Source organism: Streptomyces jumonjinensis, assembly GCF_009600885.1.
In the GTDB taxonomy this organism is placed as follows: Bacteria; Actinomycetota; Actinomycetes; order Streptomycetales; family Streptomycetaceae; genus Streptomyces; species Streptomyces jumonjinensis.
In genome coordinates this window covers 39,653-59,677 of sequence record NZ_VCLA01000199.1, presented here as the reverse complement: position 1 = coordinate 59,677, position 20,025 = coordinate 39,653, and the positions used below count along the sequence as shown (strand labels likewise).

At 68.9% G+C, this 20,025-nt stretch carries 26 protein-coding genes and 1 pseudogene; 17 read left to right on the top strand and 10 right to left on the bottom strand.

Annotation, left to right across the window (positions count from 1 at the left end; genetic code table 11):
- Position 1: 1 nt before the first annotated feature.
- From FF041_RS35030 to FF041_RS35015, 4 genes are read right to left on the bottom strand one after another with little or no spacing between them, the layout of a single operon-like run.
- Positions 2–1,540 carry an ABC transporter substrate-binding protein gene (locus FF041_RS35030; protein WP_323393616.1) on the bottom strand — a complete coding sequence of 513 codons (1,539 nt, stop codon included), beginning with the start codon at positions 1,538–1,540 and terminating at the stop codon, positions 2–4.
- A 15-nt stretch (positions 1,541–1,555) separates the two neighbouring features.
- Entirely contained in the window at positions 1,556–1,927 is a 372-nt protein-coding gene (locus FF041_RS35025; protein WP_153526457.1) for a hypothetical protein, read from the bottom strand.
- Between the two features lie 7 nt (positions 1,928–1,934).
- A complete protein-coding gene (locus FF041_RS35020) occupies positions 1,935–2,870 on the bottom strand; it encodes a DUF6772 family protein (protein WP_323393615.1) in 936 nt (311 codons plus the stop codon).
- Entirely contained in the window at positions 2,867–3,946 is a 1,080-nt protein-coding gene (locus tag FF041_RS35015) for an exonuclease/endonuclease/phosphatase family protein (protein ID WP_153526456.1), read from the bottom strand. The genes FF041_RS35020 and FF041_RS35015 overlap by 4 nt, the downstream gene beginning before the upstream one ends.
- Before the next feature lie 415 nt (positions 3,947–4,361).
- Between FF041_RS35015 and FF041_RS35010 the strand changes: the two genes are divergently transcribed.
- The 10 genes from FF041_RS35010 (at position 4,362) to FF041_RS39780 (ending at position 11,207) form a co-directional block, all read left to right on the top strand.
- The gene (locus FF041_RS35010) at positions 4,362–4,619 is read left to right on the top strand and encodes a hypothetical protein (protein WP_323393613.1); all 258 of its coding nucleotides are present in this window, start codon (positions 4,362–4,364) and stop codon (positions 4,617–4,619) included.
- Between the two features lie 208 nt (positions 4,620–4,827).
- A complete protein-coding gene (locus tag FF041_RS35005) occupies positions 4,828–5,037 on the top strand; it encodes a hypothetical protein (RefSeq protein WP_153484769.1) in 210 nt (69 codons plus the stop codon).
- Entirely contained in the window at positions 5,034–5,747 is a 714-nt protein-coding gene (locus FF041_RS35000; RefSeq protein ID WP_323393611.1) for a restriction endonuclease, read from the top strand. Before FF041_RS35005 ends, FF041_RS35000 begins: the two co-directional genes overlap by 4 nt.
- 131 nt (positions 5,748–5,878) lie before the next feature.
- Positions 5,879–6,046, top strand: coding sequence for a hypothetical protein (locus FF041_RS39790; protein ID WP_228388857.1), 168 nt, complete (start codon positions 5,879–5,881; stop codon positions 6,044–6,046).
- Positions 6,043–6,639, top strand: coding sequence for a DUF721 domain-containing protein (locus FF041_RS39785; protein WP_228388856.1), 597 nt, complete (start codon positions 6,043–6,045; stop codon positions 6,637–6,639). The genes FF041_RS39790 and FF041_RS39785 overlap by 4 nt, the downstream gene beginning before the upstream one ends.
- Before the next feature lie 498 nt (positions 6,640–7,137).
- Positions 7,138–7,815 carry a hypothetical protein gene (locus FF041_RS34990; RefSeq protein WP_323371914.1) on the top strand — a complete coding sequence of 226 codons (678 nt, stop codon included), beginning with the start codon at positions 7,138–7,140 and terminating at the stop codon, positions 7,813–7,815.
- A gap of 140 nt (positions 7,816–7,955) precedes the next feature.
- The gene (locus FF041_RS34985) at positions 7,956–8,585 is read left to right on the top strand and encodes a hypothetical protein (protein WP_323393609.1); all 630 of its coding nucleotides are present in this window, start codon (positions 7,956–7,958) and stop codon (positions 8,583–8,585) included.
- A 151-nt stretch (positions 8,586–8,736) separates the two neighbouring features.
- On the top strand, positions 8,737–9,273 hold the full coding sequence (locus FF041_RS34980) for an RNA polymerase sigma factor (RefSeq protein ID WP_153526454.1): 537 nt from the start codon (positions 8,737–8,739) through the stop codon (positions 9,271–9,273).
- Position 9,274: 1 nt separating this feature from the next.
- Positions 9,275–9,904 (top strand): hypothetical protein, encoded by a 630-nt coding sequence (locus tag FF041_RS34975; protein WP_153526453.1) that lies wholly within the window; start codon positions 9,275–9,277, stop codon positions 9,902–9,904.
- Between the two features lie 580 nt (positions 9,905–10,484).
- Entirely contained in the window at positions 10,485–11,207 is a 723-nt protein-coding gene (locus FF041_RS39780) for a hypothetical protein (RefSeq protein WP_228388855.1), read from the top strand.
- Positions 11,208–11,220: 13 nt separating this feature from the next.
- On the opposite strand, the gene FF041_RS34960 is transcribed toward FF041_RS39780, so the two are convergent.
- Complete coding sequence (locus tag FF041_RS34960) at positions 11,221–11,451, bottom strand: hypothetical protein (protein ID WP_153526452.1); 231 nt, start codon at positions 11,449–11,451, stop codon at positions 11,221–11,223.
- Between the two features lie 166 nt (positions 11,452–11,617).
- Here FF041_RS34960 and FF041_RS40705 point away from each other — a divergent pair, with 166 nt between their 5' ends.
- The 4 genes from FF041_RS40705 to FF041_RS34945 all read left to right on the top strand — a co-directional run bounded on the left by FF041_RS40705 (position 11,618) and on the right by FF041_RS34945 (position 13,755).
- On the top strand, positions 11,618–12,442 hold the full coding sequence (locus FF041_RS40705; RefSeq protein WP_153526451.1) for an HNH endonuclease signature motif containing protein: 825 nt from the start codon (positions 11,618–11,620) through the stop codon (positions 12,440–12,442).
- A gap of 349 nt (positions 12,443–12,791) precedes the next feature.
- Positions 12,792–13,079: a hypothetical protein gene (locus tag FF041_RS34950; protein WP_153526450.1), complete on the top strand. Its 288-nt coding sequence runs from the start codon at positions 12,792–12,794 to the stop codon at positions 13,077–13,079.
- A gap of 81 nt (positions 13,080–13,160) precedes the next feature.
- Positions 13,161–13,322: a hypothetical protein gene (locus FF041_RS38445; RefSeq protein WP_194292310.1), complete on the top strand. Its 162-nt coding sequence runs from the start codon at positions 13,161–13,163 to the stop codon at positions 13,320–13,322.
- A gap of 220 nt (positions 13,323–13,542) precedes the next feature.
- Positions 13,543–13,755: a hypothetical protein gene (locus FF041_RS34945; RefSeq protein ID WP_153526449.1), complete on the top strand. Its 213-nt coding sequence runs from the start codon at positions 13,543–13,545 to the stop codon at positions 13,753–13,755.
- Between the two features lie 159 nt (positions 13,756–13,914).
- On the opposite strand, the gene FF041_RS34940 is transcribed toward FF041_RS34945, so the two are convergent.
- On the bottom strand, positions 13,915–14,361 hold the full coding sequence (locus FF041_RS34940) for a TIGR03618 family F420-dependent PPOX class oxidoreductase (RefSeq protein WP_153526448.1): 447 nt from the start codon (positions 14,359–14,361) through the stop codon (positions 13,915–13,917).
- A 109-nt stretch (positions 14,362–14,470) separates the two neighbouring features.
- Between FF041_RS34940 and FF041_RS34935 the strand changes: the two genes are divergently transcribed.
- Positions 14,471–14,851, top strand: a complete 381-nt coding sequence (locus tag FF041_RS34935) for a hypothetical protein (protein ID WP_153526447.1) — start codon at positions 14,471–14,473, stop codon at positions 14,849–14,851.
- 178 nt (positions 14,852–15,029) lie between these two features.
- A complete protein-coding gene (locus tag FF041_RS34930; RefSeq protein ID WP_153484747.1) occupies positions 15,030–15,770 on the top strand; it encodes a class I SAM-dependent DNA methyltransferase in 741 nt (246 codons plus the stop codon).
- A 57-nt stretch (positions 15,771–15,827) separates the two neighbouring features.
- On the opposite strand, the pseudogene FF041_RS34925 reads toward FF041_RS34930, so the two are convergent.
- Positions 15,828–16,298 (bottom strand): annotated as a pseudogene (locus FF041_RS34925) (transposase); the annotation flags it as partial.
- 232 nt (positions 16,299–16,530) lie between these two features.
- Positions 16,531–16,794: a hypothetical protein gene (locus FF041_RS34920; RefSeq protein WP_153484745.1), complete on the bottom strand. Its 264-nt coding sequence runs from the start codon at positions 16,792–16,794 to the stop codon at positions 16,531–16,533.
- A gap of 469 nt (positions 16,795–17,263) precedes the next feature.
- On the opposite strand from FF041_RS34920, the gene FF041_RS34915 reads away from it, so the two are divergent.
- Positions 17,264–17,476: a hypothetical protein gene (locus FF041_RS34915; RefSeq protein ID WP_228388854.1), complete on the top strand. Its 213-nt coding sequence runs from the start codon at positions 17,264–17,266 to the stop codon at positions 17,474–17,476.
- A 185-nt stretch (positions 17,477–17,661) separates the two neighbouring features.
- On the opposite strand, the gene FF041_RS34910 is transcribed toward FF041_RS34915, so the two are convergent.
- Positions 17,662–18,405 (bottom strand): pentapeptide repeat-containing protein, encoded by a 744-nt coding sequence (locus FF041_RS34910; protein WP_323393606.1) that lies wholly within the window; start codon positions 18,403–18,405, stop codon positions 17,662–17,664.
- A 347-nt stretch (positions 18,406–18,752) separates the two neighbouring features.
- Positions 18,753–19,529: a GNAT family N-acetyltransferase gene (locus FF041_RS34905; protein WP_153526445.1), complete on the bottom strand. Its 777-nt coding sequence runs from the start codon at positions 19,527–19,529 to the stop codon at positions 18,753–18,755.
- Positions 19,530–20,025: the final 496 nt, after the last annotated feature.

Here is a 20,025-nt window from a genome sequence, read left to right as displayed (position 1 = left end):
GTCATCGGCGGCCCACCACTGAGAGGTCGGGCTGATTGTTCGCGGCAGGCGTGAAGCCGGTCAGCTCCCGCGCGCGCCCGTACCCGGTGACGAGGGTGACGGGGAAGAGACCGACGGCGTCCGACCATATGGTCGCGCAGGCGTCGCCGTAGAGGGCGTCGCGCTCCGGCCCCTCCGGTGTCGCCGCGGCACGCGCGAGTACGGCGTCGAGGTCCGGGTTGCGGTAGCCGAGCCGGTTGGCCTTCGAGTCGTAGAGACGCCCGATCGTGAAGGCGGCGTCGCCTGTGGTCACGGTGTTCGTCTGGAGGTTCATGTTCCAGTCGAGGCTGTTCAGCCGCTCCAGCCACATCGCCTTCTCGATGCTCTGCGGGCGCACGGTGACGCCGATCCCGGCCCACGCCGAGATCATGGCCTGGGCCAGCTCCCTGGCGAGCGGCCCGGTGGAGTCGAACCACATCATCGATGTGGTGAAGCCCCGTCCGAGCCCGGCGCGGGCGAGCAGCCGCCGCGCGGCGGCCGGGTCGTACGCCCAGGGCTCCTGCGCGGCGTGTCCGGCGACGGTCGCGGGAAGGGGCGCGCGCATCTGCCAGCCGCCCTGCCCGAAGAGGGACTCCACGATCTGCGGCACATTGACGGCGTGGCACAGGGCGCGGCGGACATCGGGGTCGGTGAACGGCTTGCGCGAGCAGTTGAACCAGTTGAAGTAGTACGTCCAGGAGGGGATGGACTCGACGGCGATGCCGGGCACCCCGGTGACCTCGGGCAGCTGGTCCGGCGGAACCGGCCAGAGCAGGTCGATGTCACCGTTGCGCAGTGCGGTGATCGCCGTCGAGGTCTCCGCGATGTACGGCATCGAGACCGCCGGCGACTCGGCCCGGCCGCCCCAGTAGTCGTCGAAGCGCGCCAGCTCGACCGACGTGGACGGGGTGAACCCGGTGACCCGGAACGGCCCCGACCCGATCGGGCTCCGCTTCTGCGCCGGGTCGGCGACCCGGCGTGCCGGGACGATGAAGAGGAGCGTGAGGTTGACCGGGAGAGAGCCGAGGGGGCCGTCGGTGGTGAAGACCACCGTGCGGTCGTCGGGCGCCTCGGCGCCGGTGACCGTCGCCCACAACGGCGTCTGCGCGGAGACGACCGTCCGGGTGTGCTCCAGGCAGGCGACCACGTCGCGGGCGGTGACCGCGCTCCCGTCGTGGAAGACGGCCCCGCGGCGGAGCGTGAAGACCCACCTGGTGTCGCCGTCGCGCCGCCACTCGGCCGCCAGCCCCGGAACCAGCGTCTTCCCCTCGCGTCGTACGAGGGTGTCGAAGACCAGCCGCTTGACGATCAGCGAGGCTTCGTCGACGGCGGTCGCGGCGTTGTACGGATCCAGGTCGGTGACCGGCTGGCCGAACGCCGCTCGCAGGGCGCCGCGGGGGGCGCCGCTCCCGACGCCGCAGCCGGAGAGCAGCACCGCCGTGGCCCCCAGGCCGGCCATCGCGAGGAAGTCCCGCCGCCCCGGGCGGCCTTCGCCGCGAACCGCTCTCCGAGCCACGGACACGTCACCGCCTCCCGTTCATGCCTTGAGCGCCAGGTAGATCAGGACCTTGACGGACGGGCTCCCGTCCGCCGGGTCGCCGGGTGCGTCGTCGACGACGGCGCCCCGAAGCCGGAGCCAGCCGCCGAAGTCGGTCGCGGACCAGCTGTGCAGCGGGCCCTCGCCGGGTGCGACGGACCGCTCCGGCCCGTCGAGGTCGCACCAGTGGAGGCCGTCCGGCGATATCTGGGTGCGCACGAGGATCCGGGGGGATCGCCCCGACGCGCCGAGGACGCGCACGAACCAGCGGGCCTCCCGGGCCCAGGCGGCCTCGTAGGGCTCGGTGGTGAACTCGCCCGTCAGCGTTGCGTTGCGCTCGATGACGGCGGTGAACGACTGCCGCATGGTCATGGGGCACTCACCAGTCCACCGAGATCAGCACGGAGTCGAGGTACAGGAAGTTCCGGACATCGGTGTGGGTGCGGACGGAGACGTAGAAGTTGAGCAGGTTCCGCAGCGACCCGTACTCCTCGTCGTAGGGCGGCACGGGCACCTCGGACATGTCGTGGACGACATCGTTGAGCTGGAGTTCGACGTTCCTGCGGGTGCCGGTGTCGATCACCCAGCGCAGATAGTGCCAGTTGACTTTGGTGGGGACCTCGTTGAAGCACAGGTCCTGCAGCTCGCCGAACTGCTGCCAGTCATCGGGGCCGGGGGCGGTGAAGTCCGCCGTCCGCTTGAGCCGCACCTTGCCCTCGAAGTGCTCGCGGGGGGTCGGCTCGGGGACCGTGGGGTACATCCAGCGGTGCTGTACGCGGTGGTCCAGGTCGGTGTTCTGGTACCGCACGACGTTGTGGTACCGCACGCCGTCGCAGATGTCGGTCGCGACGGTGAAGGCGCCGAACTGCTGCTCCGACGGGTGGTTGTTGGCGTCCCAGCGGCCGCCGCCGGGGGCGGCCGCGGCGCCGTTCTCCGCCGAGGCGGCCTCCGCCTTGTACGCCAGATACGTCTCGAACTGGACCCGGCCGCGGCCCGCCATCGTCAGCCTCCGGATGGCCACCCCGGTGTGGCCGGTGACCGGCCGGGTGGCGACCTTCAGGGCGTACGTGCCCGACATGGCGCCGTGGGTGCCCACGTCGAAGAAGCTGCAGGAGCTGAGCTGCGGCGGCCGGAAGTCCGACATGTGCTCGTCGACGGTGTCGAGGTCACCGTGCTGGTCGTGATTGCCGATCAGCTCGATCCACCCGTGCGTTCCGGTGTTGAAGTCGTCGTGGACGAGGATGCGGCGCAGGGGGTTGAACTTGGCCAGCTTCGGGTCGAGCAGCCGCGGATCGGGGTGTGGTGAAGTCGTCACCGGTCCTCTTTCATCAGGCGGACGGTGGCGTAGGACAGGTTGTGGTCGGAACGGAGCAGGTCCGCCGGGGCTCCGGACGTCTCGGTCGTCTGCGGGATCTGCACCCACTCCCGGACCTGCGTCCCCTGCCGTACGAAGAGGTGGTCGATCTTCTCGCCGGCGCGGAGCGGGATCTTCCCACCGTTGAACGAGGCGTACTCGTCGCCGCTGCGGCGGTCGGCGGTGGAGAGCGTGTCGACGAAGCCGACGTCCGCGAAGGCGTCGATCGCGCTTGCGCCCTCGGCCGCGGAACCGGAGTTCATGTCGCCGACGAAGACGATGGGCAGATGGCGGGTGTGCCGGTTGTGGCGGGTCAGCTCCTCGGCGGTGCGCCGGGCGTCGGCGTAGCGGACCTCGTCCCAGTTCTTGGTCCAGCCATTGGGGTCGGTGGCGCCGTTCTTCCGGTACTCCAGATGCATGTTGACCACGACGAAACCGGCGCCGGACTTCCGTTCGCGCAGGACGTTCCAGGTCATCGTCTTGCCGTAGATCTCGGTCGAGTCCGGCAGCCAGAGCAGGTCATGGGGCAGCTCGCGCCCGCGCCTGTCCAGATGGGAGTACCGCGTGGCGTCGTAGTAGGTGAACCGGCCGGCCCCGGACTTGAGGGGGTACCCGTGCTGCGGATGACGGGTGCCGGCGTAGTCCGCGGGGGCCTCCGCGTAGTCGTGCTCGGCGAGCGCTGCCGTGAGCGGGGCCCGGAAGGACTCGACGTCGACGCCGGGCTGCGTGGGCGTCGCGTTGTTGCCGATCTCCTGTGTGGCGACGACCCCCACCTCGGCCTCGTCGATGTCCTCCGCGACCGCCGCGGCCCGGCTCTCGGCCCACGGCCTGAGCTTGGTGGCGCAGTCGCGGCCGATCACCCGCTCGCACTCGGCCTTCGTCGGCAGGCAGCCGTGGCCGCACACGTTGTACGTACCGACGCGGACCTCCACGGCCCGCGCCGGTGACGCCTGTCCACCGCGCCCGCCCTGCTCGTCGGCCACGGCGCCGGGCCCGCTCAGCAGCGCCAGCGTCATCGCCACGCCCGGCACCAACATCGTGGATATTGCACGTAATCCTGGTGGCATCTCCGTCCCCGCTCTCGACATGAACGTTAACGTGATCTGCGACACACACCCTACTCCGGCCCCCGGCGGGGGTAAACGGTCCTGCCGCCGCTTCACTCGGCGAATCGCCTCGCCGCGGCCACCCCTGCCGTCCATCGCTCCGACGAGGGGCCGGATATCCGGACCCGGCGGCCCTGAGAGCCCGTCAGCCCAGGTACGTTCCCCGGGGCGCCCCGGATTCCCGCCGCGGTGCCGGCGGGGTCCGCAGGCCGACCGGCTGGCGGAGTTCGAGGCCGAGATCGGACGGACCCCCGCTGCCCGGCTCGCGCAGACGCTCGCCATGTGGGCGCTGCCACCGGGCGCGTGGGCCGGAAGACCTGCCCGGCTACAACCCGGCCGAGGCCGCGTGAGCTCCGGGTACTTCCAGGTCCAGTTCACGAACCGGGCCCGTGCGCAGCGCGCGGCGATGAAGCCCTCGGTGCGGGACGCGCTGGATGCCGGGATGCGGTGCCTGGCCGCCTCCCCGTACGGGCTCGGATCGAAACAGGCTCCGGCTCGCCCCCAGACCAAGGACCGGCGGGTGGTCTCCTTCCCGGACGCCATCGTCCTGTACTGGGTCCACGACACGGTCCTGGCCATCACCACCGTCGACGTCATCCACTGAGACACCGCGCCCGCCCGTCCCCGGAAGCAAACGGGGCCCGGCAATCGTCGATTGATCCGCCGTGCGGTATTCGGCCAGGCCCGGATCGCTTTGTGCCATTCGCCGACAACCCGCCTCCAGCGCCGCCGCGGTCCCGCTACACAAGGGGGCTGGGGTGGCGTCCTGCCATCCCCGTGTGGAGTGGCGCGCTGGGGGGAGGTCTGGTCGGTTGCTGACCATCAACGTGGCGGTGCTGCTCGCAGTCATCGTGGTCTGGCGGCTGCGGCGGCGTACACAGGCCCGTAGTCGCTTCGACGAGAAGCTGACCGTGGTCATCGTTCTGGCACTGGGGGTCCTGATCGCTCCGACCTCGGTGGGCCAGGGAATCCAGAACATCCTGGGGGAGCTCGCGAGCGGCGTCACGCAGGCCAGCCGGTGAGCCCCCGAACGCGCAAAAGGCGCCCGCCGGCACGGCGTCGTACCCGCAGGCCGGGCAGGCAGCGGAAGCGCGCGAACGACCGGTTGACCGGCCTCATCGTGACCGGGGTCCTGGCCATAGCCCTGGCGGTCGCCGTCGTCAACTGGCTGCTGGCCCACTGGTGGGTCCTGATCATCATCGGCGCGCTCGCGGCGCTGGTCGGCGGCGGCTGGCTCTACCAGAAGCGGCGGCAGGCACGGTGGGAAGCGGTCCGCGCACAGGGCCTGCGCTATGGCCTGTCACAACTGGACGCCCTGCATCACGCCCGGTTCGAGGACGCGGTACGAGACCTGATGCGCCGTGACGGCTGCCCGGATGCAGTCCGCGTCGGGGGCGGCGGGGACCTGGGCGCCGATGTGAAGGCCACCGACCCCTACGGGCGGCGCTGGGTGATCCAATGCAAACACCGCCGCAACGGCACCGCCGGCTCCGCCGTGGGCACCCCGGACCTTCAGGTGCTCAACGGGACCGCCCGCCAAGTCCACGGCGCCGACATCGCGGTCATCGTGACGAACGGCCGGGTCACCGCACCTGCCCTGGCCTTCGCCAAGCAGCAGCGCCTCCACGTCGTCGACCGCCACACCCTCGCTGTGTGGGCCTCCGGCTCACGCCCCCTGTGGGAACTGCTCCGGGCCGTCCCACCACCCCGCAAACCGACCGCCCTCTCCTGAGCAGACCACAGCAGCCGTTCCGCCTCGGACCGTCTGCCCTCGCACGTCCAGGCCCCCCGCGCCGTGGACGGACCGGCTGCCCGAGCTCGCTGCCCGGCCCCTGGACGGCGACACGGCCGGGCGGTGATCGCATGACTGAGCTGAGTGGCGTCGACCTCGCGCGCCAGGCCATGGTCGCGGCCCGGGAGGCGGCGAAGAAGAACGGTGCCGCCCGCACGGCGAAGCCGAAGCGGCGAACCGTCACGCTCGTACGGCGCGACGGCCGCGAGCCGCTCGGCTCGGTGCCGCGATCGGCATGATGATGACCGAGCGCGGCATGGTCGCCCCGGCCGCCGGCGGCAGCGTCCCCGCCCGGTGGGAGGCCGTCCTCGCCGCGGCCACGCCCGAGCTCACCGGTCACGTCCAGGCCATGACGTTCGACGCAGACACCGGCCGCCTGGACGTCGCCCCCGACACCCCCGCGTACGGCACGAAGCTATGCTGGAGCACGCCGAAGCTGATCGACGCGGCCAACGCGAAGGTGCCCGACGCGCACATGCGCACCCTGCGGATCCTGCCGCCCGGCGGCGTCGACACCCCGGCGGCCCCGGTGCCCGGCACCACGTCGGCGCGCGAGGAGCCGGCTCCGGCCGGACCGTCAGTCGGGCCCCGGAAGATGAACTCCGGATACATGGCCGCGCTCACCGCCCACCAGGAGCACAAGAACATCCGCGACCTCGTTCGCACCGGCCGCAGCGACTATGTTCGTGAGCTCCGCGATCCCGGTGAGCGTGTCCTCGCCGACCTTGAGCGGACGGACCCGGATCAGCCCGATCAGCTCGCCGCGCACCACCCATTGCAAACAGGCGCGCGCCGTGAACTATGCCGCGAGCACCCCGTAATTACTGCGTGATTTCACCCTCGTTGAGGGTTCTTCGGCTATAACGTTTTCAGGGATTGCGATGCCGGGACGGCTCAGGAAGCGGAGTGCCTGCCCTCTTTTTCCGGTAACGCCTGGTGATAATCAGGGCGTGCCTGATTTCTGGTCAAGTTCTTCTTTGGAACCGGTCAGTTCGCGGGTGGTCGATCGCCATGGACGGTGTCAGGTCGTAGCGTCTGAGGCTGCCGCAGACCCCGGGGCGCGGGGCTTGTCGGGGGATTGCGGCGGCACTGGGGGCTCATTTATGCGAAAGCTGTTTTGCGAGAAGTCATGAGAACGGAGATCAGGGACAACCCGGGCGCGGTCCGGTGGGGGTTCGTGATCTCTCAGAAATACTCACTTCTTTTGCGCTCCCCCCGATCGCACTATGTGTTCAATCTGTGGGAGGGGCTGACGGAGACTCGCTTGAGGCGGGCAGCAGGCCAGCCTCCCGCTTCCTGAGTGTCGATATTCGATGAATGGGGAGTTAGTGTGCAGATACGTCTGATGAGACTGCATCGTCGGGAGGTCATGAGCGTGGTTGCTCTGGCCACCGTCGGGCTGATGGTGACGGTCAATGGAGCGTGGGCGGCATTTTACACAGACAACATCGTCCCCGTTGGCGGAATTGCGGCACCTCAGTGCATGAATGACCCTGATGGCGGAGACGGGAGTGTGGACTGCCTCACAGACAACGCCGACGTCTATTACTACATGGACAGCGTCGGAGCGTTCGAACTGGAGTCTCCGGATCGTGCAGCAGTGTCATCCACGATGAGCAATGAGTACGCGCCGACGAACTTGGCTATCCACTACGATTCGACGCCCGTATTCTCTGGCTCGGGCGAGACCGACATCATCTACCAGGAGGGATCGAAGAACCTCAGCGAGAACTCCATCGGTGTCACCTGGTGCGAGGACGGTGGTGAGGGCTCAGGGCGGTACGCACTCTGGGAATGCGACCAGCAGTACATCCGCATCCGCGGCAACGGGACATACGACACCAGCGTTGCCTGTCACGAAACCGGCCATGCCGTCGGCCTGACCCACGGTATGGACGCCATCCCCGTCAAGGGAAACAACGAGCCGCGGCTCGGCTGCATGGTTACCTCTGACTGGAACAACAACCTCGGCTCCAGCAACGTCGCCAACATCAACTCGGTGTACTGACGGTGACCAGGGGAGGACTTCCATTGAGATTTCGCGCGGGTGCCGCCGTTACCGGGGTGATTGCTGTCGCTGCCGTCGCAAGTGGGCTGGCCAGCATGCAGGACGGCCAGGGGGAAGCAAGACGGGGCGACGGGGAGACGGTGCTGATTGCCGAGGGCAAGGATCGCCGCCCCAGCCAGACCGCGGAGGACTGGGTGACCTATGCCGACCACGTGGTGGTCGTCACTGCGGTCTCAGAACGCGAGACCCCGCCTGCACTGATCGAGATCGAACGCGGCGAAGGATTGACCGGCCGGGAAGTGACCTTGAGGGTCGATGAGGTGGTCTGGTCCCGCGGCGGGGCGCCCCGGGCGGCGCCGGCCGAGTGGAAACGTGCCTCCACCGGCTGGCGCTTCACCGGCGGCAGCACCAGCAACCGAACGAAGATGGCCATGAGAGACCAGCCGCGGGTCGAGACCGGCCACCGCTACATCCTGGCCCTTGACTGGGAGGAAGCCAAATGCTCCCCGGGCGACGAGCCCGAGCCCGCCCAATGGCACACCCTGGGCGAAGGTGCCGTCGTGCCCTACGACAACAACACCATCGGCGAAGGCGAGATGGAGGGGCGCCACCTGCAAGCAACACAACCCCGGGCCGAAACCGGACCCGACATGCGGCTGGAGGACCAGCTAGCCGGGCTTTCGGCCGATGACCTGGCCAAGGCCCTCAACGCGGCCAAGCCCGCGCAGACCGTGCAACCCGGATCTGCGGCAGTGGCCGACTGCGGCTGAGCGGAGCGGCGCGGGGTGCGGAGGGTATGCGCGGCGGATCCTCCCGTCACACATCCCCGCCGGGTTCGCCCCCGTCCCGAGAATTCTCGGGACGGGGGCGAACGTTTCCTGGTCCTACTCCGTCGTAGAAGAAACGTAGAAGGGCTGGCGTATGGGGTGGCAACGCACACCTGGCGGGGGCGGCCAGGACGGAGAGTCGCTGCTGGACGGATCGGCGGAGCTGGCACGGGTGCGCGCGGTCCTCGCACTGGGCGGGGTGCCCTGGGACCAGTTGGACGACGGAGTGCAGCAGGTGCGGGTGAAGTTGCTGGATGCCCGGGCCGCACCTGGGAAGGACCCCATCCGTAACTGGGCGGCATGGCTGACGGTGGTTGCCTCCCGGGTCGCATGCGACTGGCACCGCAGCCGCACCCACGACGCCGCGCTGCGGGAGCGGCTGGCCACCCGATGGGCGGACCAGCCGCCCCCGGAAGCAGAAGACCAGCGGGTGCTGGCGCTGGCGGTGGCCGGCGAGCTGGAGACCATGCCGGTGCGACAGCGGCAGGTGCTGTGTCTGCGCTACTACGCAGACCTTCCGGTTCACGACATCGCGCGGTTACTGGAGATCCCCGAGGGCACCGTCAAGAGCCGGCTGCACAGCGCTACTGCTGCGCTAAAGAAGTGCCTGCAAGACAAGGAGGTGATCTGAGATGGTGCAGTTCACGGACGCCGAGGAGGAACGGTTGCGTGCGGCCCTTCGAATGATCGGTGAGGAAACCGGGCGTGCGGAGGAGTCAGAGAAGCCTCCTGCACTGCCCAACCGCGTGATCTGGTGGAGGCGGCGAGGGGCAGCTGGCGGACTGCTGGCTGCCGCAGCGGCGGCCGCCATCGGGCTCGGTATCGCACTTGACGGCGACGACAGCGGCGGGCGGTCCGGCACCGGCGGCGATGCCAAGCTCAGCACGGAGGGCTGGATCGCCTGTTCCCAGGCGATGGTCGAGGGCGACGTGGTTTCCGTGCGCGAGGCACCCCAGCCAGGCCGGGTCATCCTGACCCTCACGGTGACGGACTGGCTTAAGCCCGACACAGGAAAGAAGCAGGCCGACTTCAACGTGGTCGACCCCGAGAGAGACGGCGCGTACAAGCGCTGGAAGCCCGGGGAGCGCCTGCTGATCGTGATCAGCCAGGAGCGCGACGAACACGTCACTGCCTACGGTCCCGACGCCTACATCACATCTCATGGAGGGCCCGACATCGCGGAGGTTCGTGCCAGGATCGAGAAAGCCATGCCCAAGGCTGTCGGGATGACATGTACGGACGGGGGGCGGGGAGACATCTGAGCGGCTGATCCGCTGAAGGGGCCCCGGCTCGGACCGATTGGAGGCCGGCGTGCGGGCCGCGCTTGCCTACAAACGGCGGGGGGAAGTCCGCGGCTCCCACGCACCGGCTCTCGGCGGCATCATGACGCGCACATCGAATAGCCCGGCCGCCGGGGGCGCTGACGTAGTAGACGACGATCGCGTTGACGGCCGGGAGGGTGACCTCCCGGTAATCCCGCTCGCGCGAGCGGGGCGTGGTGGATCCGTGGCCGTAGGGGTCGTGGGCGATGGTGGAACGCATCGTGGTGTCGATCTGCGTGCGGCGCTCCGGACGGAGAGCGGCGCGGATGTCAGCCGCGGTGCTCGGCAGAGTGACGGTCTCGCCGTGGACCTGGGTCGACCAGGGTTCAGCGGGTGGGGTGTTGCTCATCGCTCGGGCCCTTCCTCACAATGCGTGCCGTCCAGACCACGCTACGCCGCGCGGACGGTGCACCGGCACAGCGCGTACGACCCGGCCCCGGGCCCCCTGGAGAAGCCATGGACGTTCCGGCCCGGGGATGCAAGAGCCTGCGCTCGCGGTGCGGGCCATCGGGGCCGGGTCATGGCGAGTCCCCGGCTGGTGGTCTACCCGCCCGACGAGCGCGGGTGGCGGCGGGTGCGCTGGGACGGGCAGATCCTTGGCCCTGCCGACAAGGTCAGCGATATCGCGGTGTTCCTGGCGACAGACGGGATGGCCGACGCGGAGGACCTGGACCTTGCCGACCAGGCGGTGGTGGTTGGCGGGGCGGCGGGCCGGAGACCTGGGCCGAATCCCCGCCGTAGCCACCTCGACCAGGCGCAGGACCTCGGTGTGAGCGTCGGTGCGAGTGAGTCTGCGGGTCCGGACGCGGTGGTCCGTCCGGACTGGAGAGGGAACGCCGTCGATCAGCGGCTCGTGGTGGGCGGCGCGGTTGCGCGAAATGTCGTCAACCGAGGGCCTGCGGCGCCGTCCGTTTCGGTGACCTTGGGCCTGATCACCGCCGCGAGGGCGGCGGTCGTCGCCAGACTCGCGTTCGTGCACGACCCGATCACTCCTGATTTCCCTGCCGAGGACTCCCCTGACGGGGCAGGCCGGACGAGACCTGGCGTTGGCCGGGTCCGGTTCCCGCTCGTGCGGTGGGTGTTCGCCCCGCGTACGACGTGGCAGGCGCGGTGCTTGGCCGCCGAGTTCGGTGAGGGGATGGATGCCCGGACCGCATGGGTGATGGCGCGCCTGGCCCGTCACCCCGATGAACACGGCTACGCCATGGCCCACCTGGACGACGAACGCCGCATCCCGGACTGAGCGCGGTGCCGGTTCAGGCGCCGGCCTCCGGCGCGAGGGGTTCCGGCTGTCCGGCTCCCTCGCCGGCCCTGGCCGTGCTGGGGTCGGGCGCAGTGCGGTCTCGCTTGTTCAGCCAGAAGGCTTGCCCGAGGTAGTACAGGGCGACGGTGCCGGCACCGATGAAGGCGCCCCAGCCCGGGGTCAGCAGGATGACGCTGGAGTCGGTCCGGTGGGTGCTGTAGGCGACGCACTGGCTGGTCCTCACGAACCGCGAAGTCTCCCGATGACCGACGATCTCCGCCGAAGTCATGCACCCACGACCAGCACGAGCACCCCGAACCTCAGGCAGCTGATGCCCGTCATCCTGCCTCTTCCCACGTTGGTGCTCGCTGGCGGGCATCTCTGCGCGCCGCGCGGCAAGGAGGAAACACATGCTCACAGCACCCAGTGGTGGCTTGAGACGGCATCCGCCGACATGGCTGATGAATAGTCGGGCCCAGGGCAAGGCAGCACATGGCGAGAGCCGGCCGGAGGACGGATCGTCCGACAGCGACCCGGCGGAGCGAAAGGCGCTGCTGTCCCTGCCGACGGGCGCGGGTAAGACGAGGGCCGTGATTTCGCTTGTAGCTCCCCAGATTCGTGAACGGCGCACGGGGTTCTCTCCGCTGGACCAGCACGGCGTTCTCATTGACGCGCAGAACAGGATCTCAGCGGTGTGTGAGCTTCTAAGGAGCCTAGAGCGCCAGGAACTGCTTGTTCCTGGCGCTCCGGCGGGGGCAGCGCGCACCAGCGAACCGTTCATCCGTGCCTTACCGTACGCGCGCCGAAGGATGCGTGCGACGGTGTCCACAGAAGCGGATTACAGGTCGCTATGCAGACAGGTCGAGACAAAGGAACGAGCCGGCAGGGCACAGGACCGGCGTCCTACGGCGGGCGAGCGCAGGGTTCGCAGCGCAGCGGCACGCCGGGCTGTACTGCTGCGGAGCCGGGGGCGCTGCGAGAACCCGGATTGCTTCAAGGCCGACCTGCCGTACCGGACGAAAGCCGGAGAACCCCTTCTGGAGGCCGACCACATTGACGACCACGCCAAGGGCGGTCGCGATCACCCGGCTGCCATGATCGCACTGTGCCCCAACTGCCACCGGAACAAGACCCACGGCGAGGACGGACCTGCGATGACCGAACGGCTTCGGGCTGAAGCGGCATTGCTGGACACAAAGTGGCAAGAACACCGTGATCCCGGTGGCCCCCCGTAGCGTGACGGCACTGGCTGGGGCCGTGCCTCCCCGCTTCTGATCGCCGTCGACCTTTCACAGTGCAGTCTCCCGCCCAGGGTGATCGGCCAAGGGCACCGGGGCGGCGGAGGCTGGTCGGCCACCGACTCGCCGGCCGTTCCGAGACGTTCGCCGTACGCGGCACGCGCAGCACCCGGTGGCCGGAGTGACAGCTCCGCGCCGTGGCCGGGGCGTCGAATTGCAGCGCGGTCGGATCACTGCTCCGGGTGATTCCGCTTCCGCTGACGCTGTTCGTCGGTGTCGGTGTCGGTGTCGGTGTCGGCGGGAGACTGGTTTCTCTGCCGAGCGCGGGAGAAGGGAGGGGCCGGAGTTGGCGAAGACGTTGACCACCACCCTGAGTGATGGGCGCCGGGTCGAGTTGCCGGGCACGATCCGTACGATCCGGTCGGCGCTGTCCCCGGACCTGGCCGAGGAGTTCACCCGGGAGGTCGAGGACGCGGGTGCCGACGAGCTCCCCGGCGTCCTGGCCCGGTGGGCGTTGCGGACGCCGGAGGCACATGATTCGGGCGAGGAGGAGCAGATCGCCCGGATCCGCGCCGGCGAGACGGCCGGGCTCATCTACGCCGACCGGGCCGACGAGTACCGGAGCGCCGGATGATGCGGATCGCATACACCCCCGGCCGCCGACGCCGAACTCCGCGGCCTGGCACCGGAGCGGCGCAAGGACTTCGACCGGGGCATGCAGGCACTCGCCCGCGCCTCGTACGGATGCGGCTCCAGCCCGGTACGGGGCGAACGCGACCGAAGAGACGCGACGATCGCGAACACCGCGTTCATCACCTACCTCGTCAGCGAAGCCGTCGTCACCGTCACCGTCGGCAAAGCCATACGCTTCCCCTGACCGGGTGCCCTGGCAAGGCACCAACCCGTCGCCCGGCGGCAGCGTGGAGCCGGATGCCGACTCCACCGCCGTCCGGGTGCGGGGCTTCGGCGCGTAGACCGCCGCTCCTGCGCCACCGAGGATGGCATCAGGCCCGAGCGCGGGGTGTGGGACGACGAACCCGACGGCGCGAGGCCGGGCGTACGACAGGAGTACCAGCGGCGGCTGAAAGGGCGAACGCATGAACAGCGATGAGCAGCTGATGCGCGGTCGGGTCTACGGTCGCGACCACGAGGACCTCAACCCCGGCCGGCTCCCGCACCGGACCTACGCCGAACTGGTCGGCGGGCCGCTGGACGTCCACGGTGGAGTCGTCCCTGCTCGCGCGGGGGGCGTTCGGGTTGAGGTCCGCCCGTCGATCTTCGCCACTGGTGACACCAGGTCTGCTGAATGAGCATTTGTGGCAAGCCGTGTGCCTCACTGGTGATAACCAGGCCGCTTCGGCTGGTTCCATTCGCCATGTCGGCTCTGCCGGTGGCAACCACTGAGCTTCGGCTCATGTCCGATGTCGAGGGCTTGGTGAATGGAGGCGGGGCGGCGCTCGGTGTGCCGTTCATGGAGCGGGAACAAGGCCATCGGGCCGGAACCGCTCCACCCCGACGATGTGCCGCACCTTGACCGGGCGCACGATCATCGCGACCCGTTGCTCCCCCGGCATGATCCACTCGAACCGTTCGCTGCCCAGGTACTTCCGGGCCAGCCGGTCCATCCGGTCGTGCGCCTCCTCGCCCTCGACGAACCGGGCCACCACACCACTGATCTGCACTCGGTCGAAGGGATCTGCGGCGTCCGCGTGCGAGAGATAGACACGGGGGTCGCGGCGCAGATTCTCCTCCTTCACCCGACCCACCGAGGTGTTGAACGTCAGCTCCCCCTCTCCCTCCAGATCCACCCACATCGGGCTGACCTGCGGTGCTCCGTCGGCGAACACGGTTCCGACGTACCAGATGTTGGGAGCTTGCAGCCGGGCGCGGACGACTTGATCGAAGATCGCAGTCATCCCGGAGGCTACCAATCATGATCGGGGGATCGTTCCGCTCCTGCACTGGATTCCCGCCAGAGCACGGTCGGCCTCCAGGAGTACCGGGGCTGGTGGAATGATTCGTGGTATGACTGCAGTTCTGCTGCGGACGATCCGGGCCGTCGATACCGAGCAGCTGATGCTTCTGGAGGAGGAGGCAGCGCGGTTGGGCTTCAGTCAGCGGCTCCCGGTCGAGTGGCTGCGGGAGCATACGGCGGTTGGGGCAGTGCACTGTCTGTTCCCAGCGCTGGAGCATCGGCTCAGCCATCGGCCGGAGGTGTCGCCGCAGTGGCGGTGCGAGTTGCTGCTCACGGTCCGGACCGGCGAGGAGGTGTTGAGCCTGCTCGACGTCCTGCCCATCACTTTCCAGGGGCTGCCGGAGACGCTGGACGCGTCGGCGAAAGCGGACATCGCGGCCCGTATAGAAGGCGCGCTCTCCGTGCGGGAATGGGTCGAACAGGGCCGGTGATCCTCCTCCAGTGAGGACATGCTGTCAGAACCCTTCCTTGAACCCCACAGTTCTACATCTTCGACTTCCTCGGCAGCCGCAAAGGATCACCCGCCGGAGCTGGCGCAGGGGTCTGACAGCTGTGGTGGCCGAAAGAAATCGCGCGCGCTGTGCAGGGCTCCGTAAGTACGGTCTGGCGATGGACGATCAGGATGGTTACTTCGGCGAGCGTGTCGCGGCGGTCTACGACCAGGAGGAAGGGGACATGTTCGCCGCAGGTGTCGTAGACACGACGGTCGACTTTCTGGCGGGCCTGTCCGGTGGTGGACGCGCCCTTGAGCTGGGGATCGGGACGGGGCGTATCGCGTTGCCACTGGCCCGGCGCGGAGTCCAGGTCCACGGCATCGACTTGTCACAGGCGATGGTCAGCCGGCTGCGTGCCAAGCCGGGTGGTGACGCGATCGGTGTCACGATCGGTGACTTCGCGACGACGCGGGTGGACGGAACGTATTCCGTCGCGTATCTGCTCTTCAACACGATCATGAATCTGACGACGCAGGCGGAGCAGGTGGCCTGTTTCCGCAACGCTGCGGCTCATCTGGAACCCGGTGGCTGCTTCGTCATCGAGGTTCTGATTCCCGAACTGCGAAGGCTCCCGGCTGGGCAGAACGCCGTGCCTTACCACGTGAGCCCGAAGCGATGGGCCGTGGACATCTACGATGTCGCCACCCAGGCGACGAGCTCGAACTACATCGAGTTCGTCGACGGCCGCGGTGAGCTCACATCGATTCCCTTCCGGTATGTGTGGCCGTCGGAACTCGATCTGATGGCCCAGCTGGCCGGGCTGAGGCTGCGCGAGCGGTGGGACGGATGGACGAGGGAGGCCTTCACCAGTGAGAGCCGTCAGCACGTCTCGGTCTGGGAGAAGCCCGCCGGCTGACGCCGAGCGTCCCTGTTGGGCCGGGGGACGCCATTGCAGTGTGAGCGGATCGCGGGTTCAGACGGTTTGAAGGGTCGGGGCGGTCCACGGTGCGGCGGCATCGGGATGGACGGGTACACAAGTGAGACGTCGAGTCATCAGGGTGATGGCGGCTAGCGTCACCATGGCCTCGGCGCGTTGCGGGAGGCGTTCGTAGTCACGGACCAGGCGACGGGCGTGCATCATCCAGGCCAGCGTCCGCTCGGCGACCCACCTGCGGGGCAGCAGGACGAACCCGGCTGTTCCCGCAGGCCGGCTGACCGTCCTGACGGTCAGCCGGAGCATGCCCTTCGCCCAGGTGATCAGGGTGCCGCCATAGGCGGAGTCGGCCCACACCACCGTCAGCTGCGGATGCATCAGCCGAAGGCGGAACAGGACCTCGTGCCCGGCCCGGCCGTCATGGACCGAGGCGGGAGTGACCATCACGAACAGCAGCAGCCCTTGCGTATCCACCACGATGTGCCGCTTACGGCCATTGATCCGCTTGCCCGTCGCGCGACATCGAGGTCGCCCGGGGTTGAGGCCACCACAGAGGGAACCGTGTCCCGACGGTCCACCGACAGCCCTCTTCGCAGACTCGCAGACGGGGCCCTGTCGGCCCTGTTAGCTCTACAGGGCCCCGCGCGATCACCGGATGCCAGGGTGCCGCTGCCACCCGCGACGATGATCTTCAGCGGAGTTCCGGGAAGACACCGGCCTCACGAGGGCCAGCCTCGACGCATCAACAATCGTAGGCGTACTCCGCCCTGCCGGCAGTCGAGTTCCAGGTGAAGGTGGCGGACCTCCCGGCACCGATGCTCTTGCAGTCGGGGTCCCACGCCCAGTTGACGGAGACGGTGGCGTTGATCGTGTGGCTGCATATGTTCTTGACCTGCGCCCTGCCGTTCGCGTTGCTGGTCAGCGAGGCGCAGCCGACGGACGACGCAACAGGGACGGTTCCGGACGGCGCAGAGGCGGCAGCCGCCGCAGGGGCTGCTCCGGTCATAGCGAGGGTTCCGGCCGCAACTGCCAGGGCCAAAGGCGTCAGAAGATTGCGAGTACGAAGCACTTTCTGGTGTCCCTTTCAGTGGAATGCCCTCTCTGATGGAGGGCGGGTCTCGCCCTGTTGGGCGATGCCCAGAGCTTCCTGGCTCGGAGGATCCGGAACAACAGGAACGGACCGTCCTGGACAGGGCGCTGCTGTCCGACCTGCTCACAACCTTGTCCCGGACACGTCCCGGACTTGTCCCTGGCATCGCCAAGCCCAGTCGATGTCCATTTGGGCTCCCCGTGCAGCTGCGTGCCGAGTCTTCTCGGCGCGGGGAGAATCCCCGGGTGGCGTCAACTCCGGCTCAGCCGAACCGCGACCGCCGCTTCGATCGATCACCGGCTTGTCGGCGGCCGCGGTGAGCTCCTGCTCCTGGTCCAGGAGCCGCCGCAGCCAGAACCTGTCCCGGTGGCGGCCGAGCAACTTGGTGGCCGTCCTCATTCCCTCGGCGCCCACGCCCTGGACCGGCTGGAGAAGACCGGCCGCCAGCTCGCCGCCCTGCCCGACGCCCGCGCCTACTGCGACCACCGGCCGCACCACCCGCGACGAGGCCGGGCACGTTCTGCGCGAGGCGTCGCGGCTCGGCATCGAGCACCAGGTGCAACTCGACGTCCTGTCCGCCTCCGGCGTGCTCGCCTAAGACACCCCGCGCGCCGGATGGGAGCCCGAACTGCTGCGGGCCCTGGACCGCGCCGCCTGCCTGGCCCTGCTGTAGACCTATTGGGTCCAACAGGGGTAACCGGTCTTCGTCCTTGAAGCGCGGACGGGGCCTTCGGTGCGGCGGCCTGGGGAAAGTCGGCGGTGGTCCGGTGGCGCGCCCGACAGCTACGGGGATGAGGGCAGCCAAGCGGCGGGAAGGGCGACCGTCGCAGAAGCAGAAGGGCCGACAGCGGCAACGAGCCCACCGGGAGCCGTACCAGTCGCATGAGTGAAGTCCACCGTGTCGCCCGAGAACGTCGCGCCGCCGAAGGACATCGTTCTGCCCGGGAACACTGCGCCGCTGAAGTCAAGGATGCCGTCGATGGTGACGCCGGTGAGGTCGAGGTCGCAGCCCTGCCAGGAGCGGTGGGTTCCCCGGGGACGTCGATAGTGGTCGCCGACGAGGCGCAGGATGGTGTGCCGAACCTTGCGGAGGGCCAGGTTGCGGTGGTGTTCCTCCTGGTATGCGGGATCGTCGCCCGGGTCTGGTGTGAAGGGGAGCTGGAGGTAGGCGCACAGAACGTCGATGCAGGTCTGGCGCAGGGTGTGGTCGGGAGCGTCGTCGGCGAGACCTGCCAGAGCGTGGACACCACCGAGCCGGACGGCTGGGGAGTCCGAGCTGAGTTTATCGACGGCCTGGGAGAAGCGTTCTGTGTGCAGCCGAGTGGCCTCGCGATGGGCGCTGGCCTCGTCGACGCGCTGGCGGCGGTAGGCGACGACCAGGGCAACGAGCGCACCGGCCCCGGCGACCACCCCGAAGGAGAGCTTCACCAGGTCGAAGAGTGTCTTCGCATCGAGCTTCGCGTTGCTGTCGATCTCCCGGACGTCCAGCAGGGCCACGAGACCGTAGAAGACAGCACCTGCAACCACGACCGCAACGACGAAAGTGACGGTCAAGGCCCGGCCGACCCGCCACAACCGTAACTCCCGATCATTCGGAGTCGGCCGTACGTTCGGGTTCGATTGTGGCCTTTGGCTCGGCGTCATGCGGATGGAGACTAGACGTAACGTTCCCCGGTTGCAGCCAAATGATGCTCGGTGGGCCGGGGACCGTTTCCGCCTCCGGCCCGGATTGGATCACCTGGAGGTCAGGCGTGCCCTGGAGCGGATTCGGGGCACGCCGACTTTGCCGCGCTCCAGGCCCAGGAGGTTCCTCACCCCTGCCCGGCCGAAGTGCTCCAGCCTGCGAGCGAGAAGCGTTGAGCAGGGGGTACCGGCTACGGCTTGTACACGTACGGGGTCGTGGTGCTCAGAGCGGCGAAGCCGAGTCGCTGCAGGATCGGGCGGCTCTGGTCGGAGGCGTCCACCTGCAGGTAGCGGTAGCCGTGCTCGGCGGCGATCTTGGCGCGGTGCGCAACCAGCGCCCGGTAGATTCCCCGGCCGCGCCAGGCGGGTACGGTGCCGCCGCCCCAGAGGCTGGCGAACTCGGTGCCCGGGTGCAGTTCCATCCGCGCCCCGCAGACCGGCGTGTCGCCGGCCATCGCGACGACCATGCTGACCGTCCCCGGGCTCTCGGCCAGCATGTCGAACAGGCTCGGCCGCAGCCAGTCCGCATTCGTCTCGAACGCCCCCTCGTGCGCGGACAGCATGAGCTCCACGTCGGCCGGGGTGGTAACCGGGTGCAGCCGGACACTCTCGGGCAGTCCGCCGCCATCGGGCAGGTCGGCGATCCGGGCGATCATCAGGGCCTCGTCGGGCTCAGCCTCGAACCCGGCCGCCAGCAGCAGCTCGCCGAGATCCTCCGGCTGGTCGTGCGAGTAGAGCTTCCACTCGAACTCACGGCCCAGCTCGGTGAAGTACCGCACCTGCTCGGCGATTGCCGACCGCGCTGTGGCCTGGTCCAGGCCGGACCAGACGACCGCGCTCCAGCCGCCCTCGACGCAGACCTGCCGCACCACCTTGCCGACCCGCTCGACCCGGGCGCCGGACGCGTCGGCGAGGGTATCCCGCCGCATCTGACGGTCGAAGAGGGCGAGTACTTCAGAAGTATCCATCCGCGCATTTCAGCACGGGCAAGAGGGCTCACCAAGCGGATTTCCGCCCACCTGGAGGGGGAGCCGGATCAGCGGCCGCAAAGGCAGTGGATATCGCTGACCTGGGGCGATGCTGTGGTTGCTTTGCCGACTGCGCTGGGCGGGGCAGTGCGACTGCCCCTGTCGGCTCGGCGAGCGCGAGTCGTCCGCCCTTCAGCTCGGGCACGTACTTGTCGAATGCGTCAGGCGCCATCGGGCCGCGGTCGGCGGTGCAGGCTGGCGCGCGCTGCCGGAACGGGGCCGGGTGATCCGTTCCGGCCCCGCTGCCGTCGGCAGGTCGGTAGCTTCCCGTGTATGAGCGCACACCGAGCTTCCCCCGATGAGCCGTGGTCGGGCTGGTCGACCAGCCGGACGGCTCAGGCCACGTACGGAAAGCACCTGGTTCGCATCGGCCAACTCATCCCGGCACTGCTCTACATGCACGTCATGACCGGCAGGGCCTGGTCGCCGCGCACAC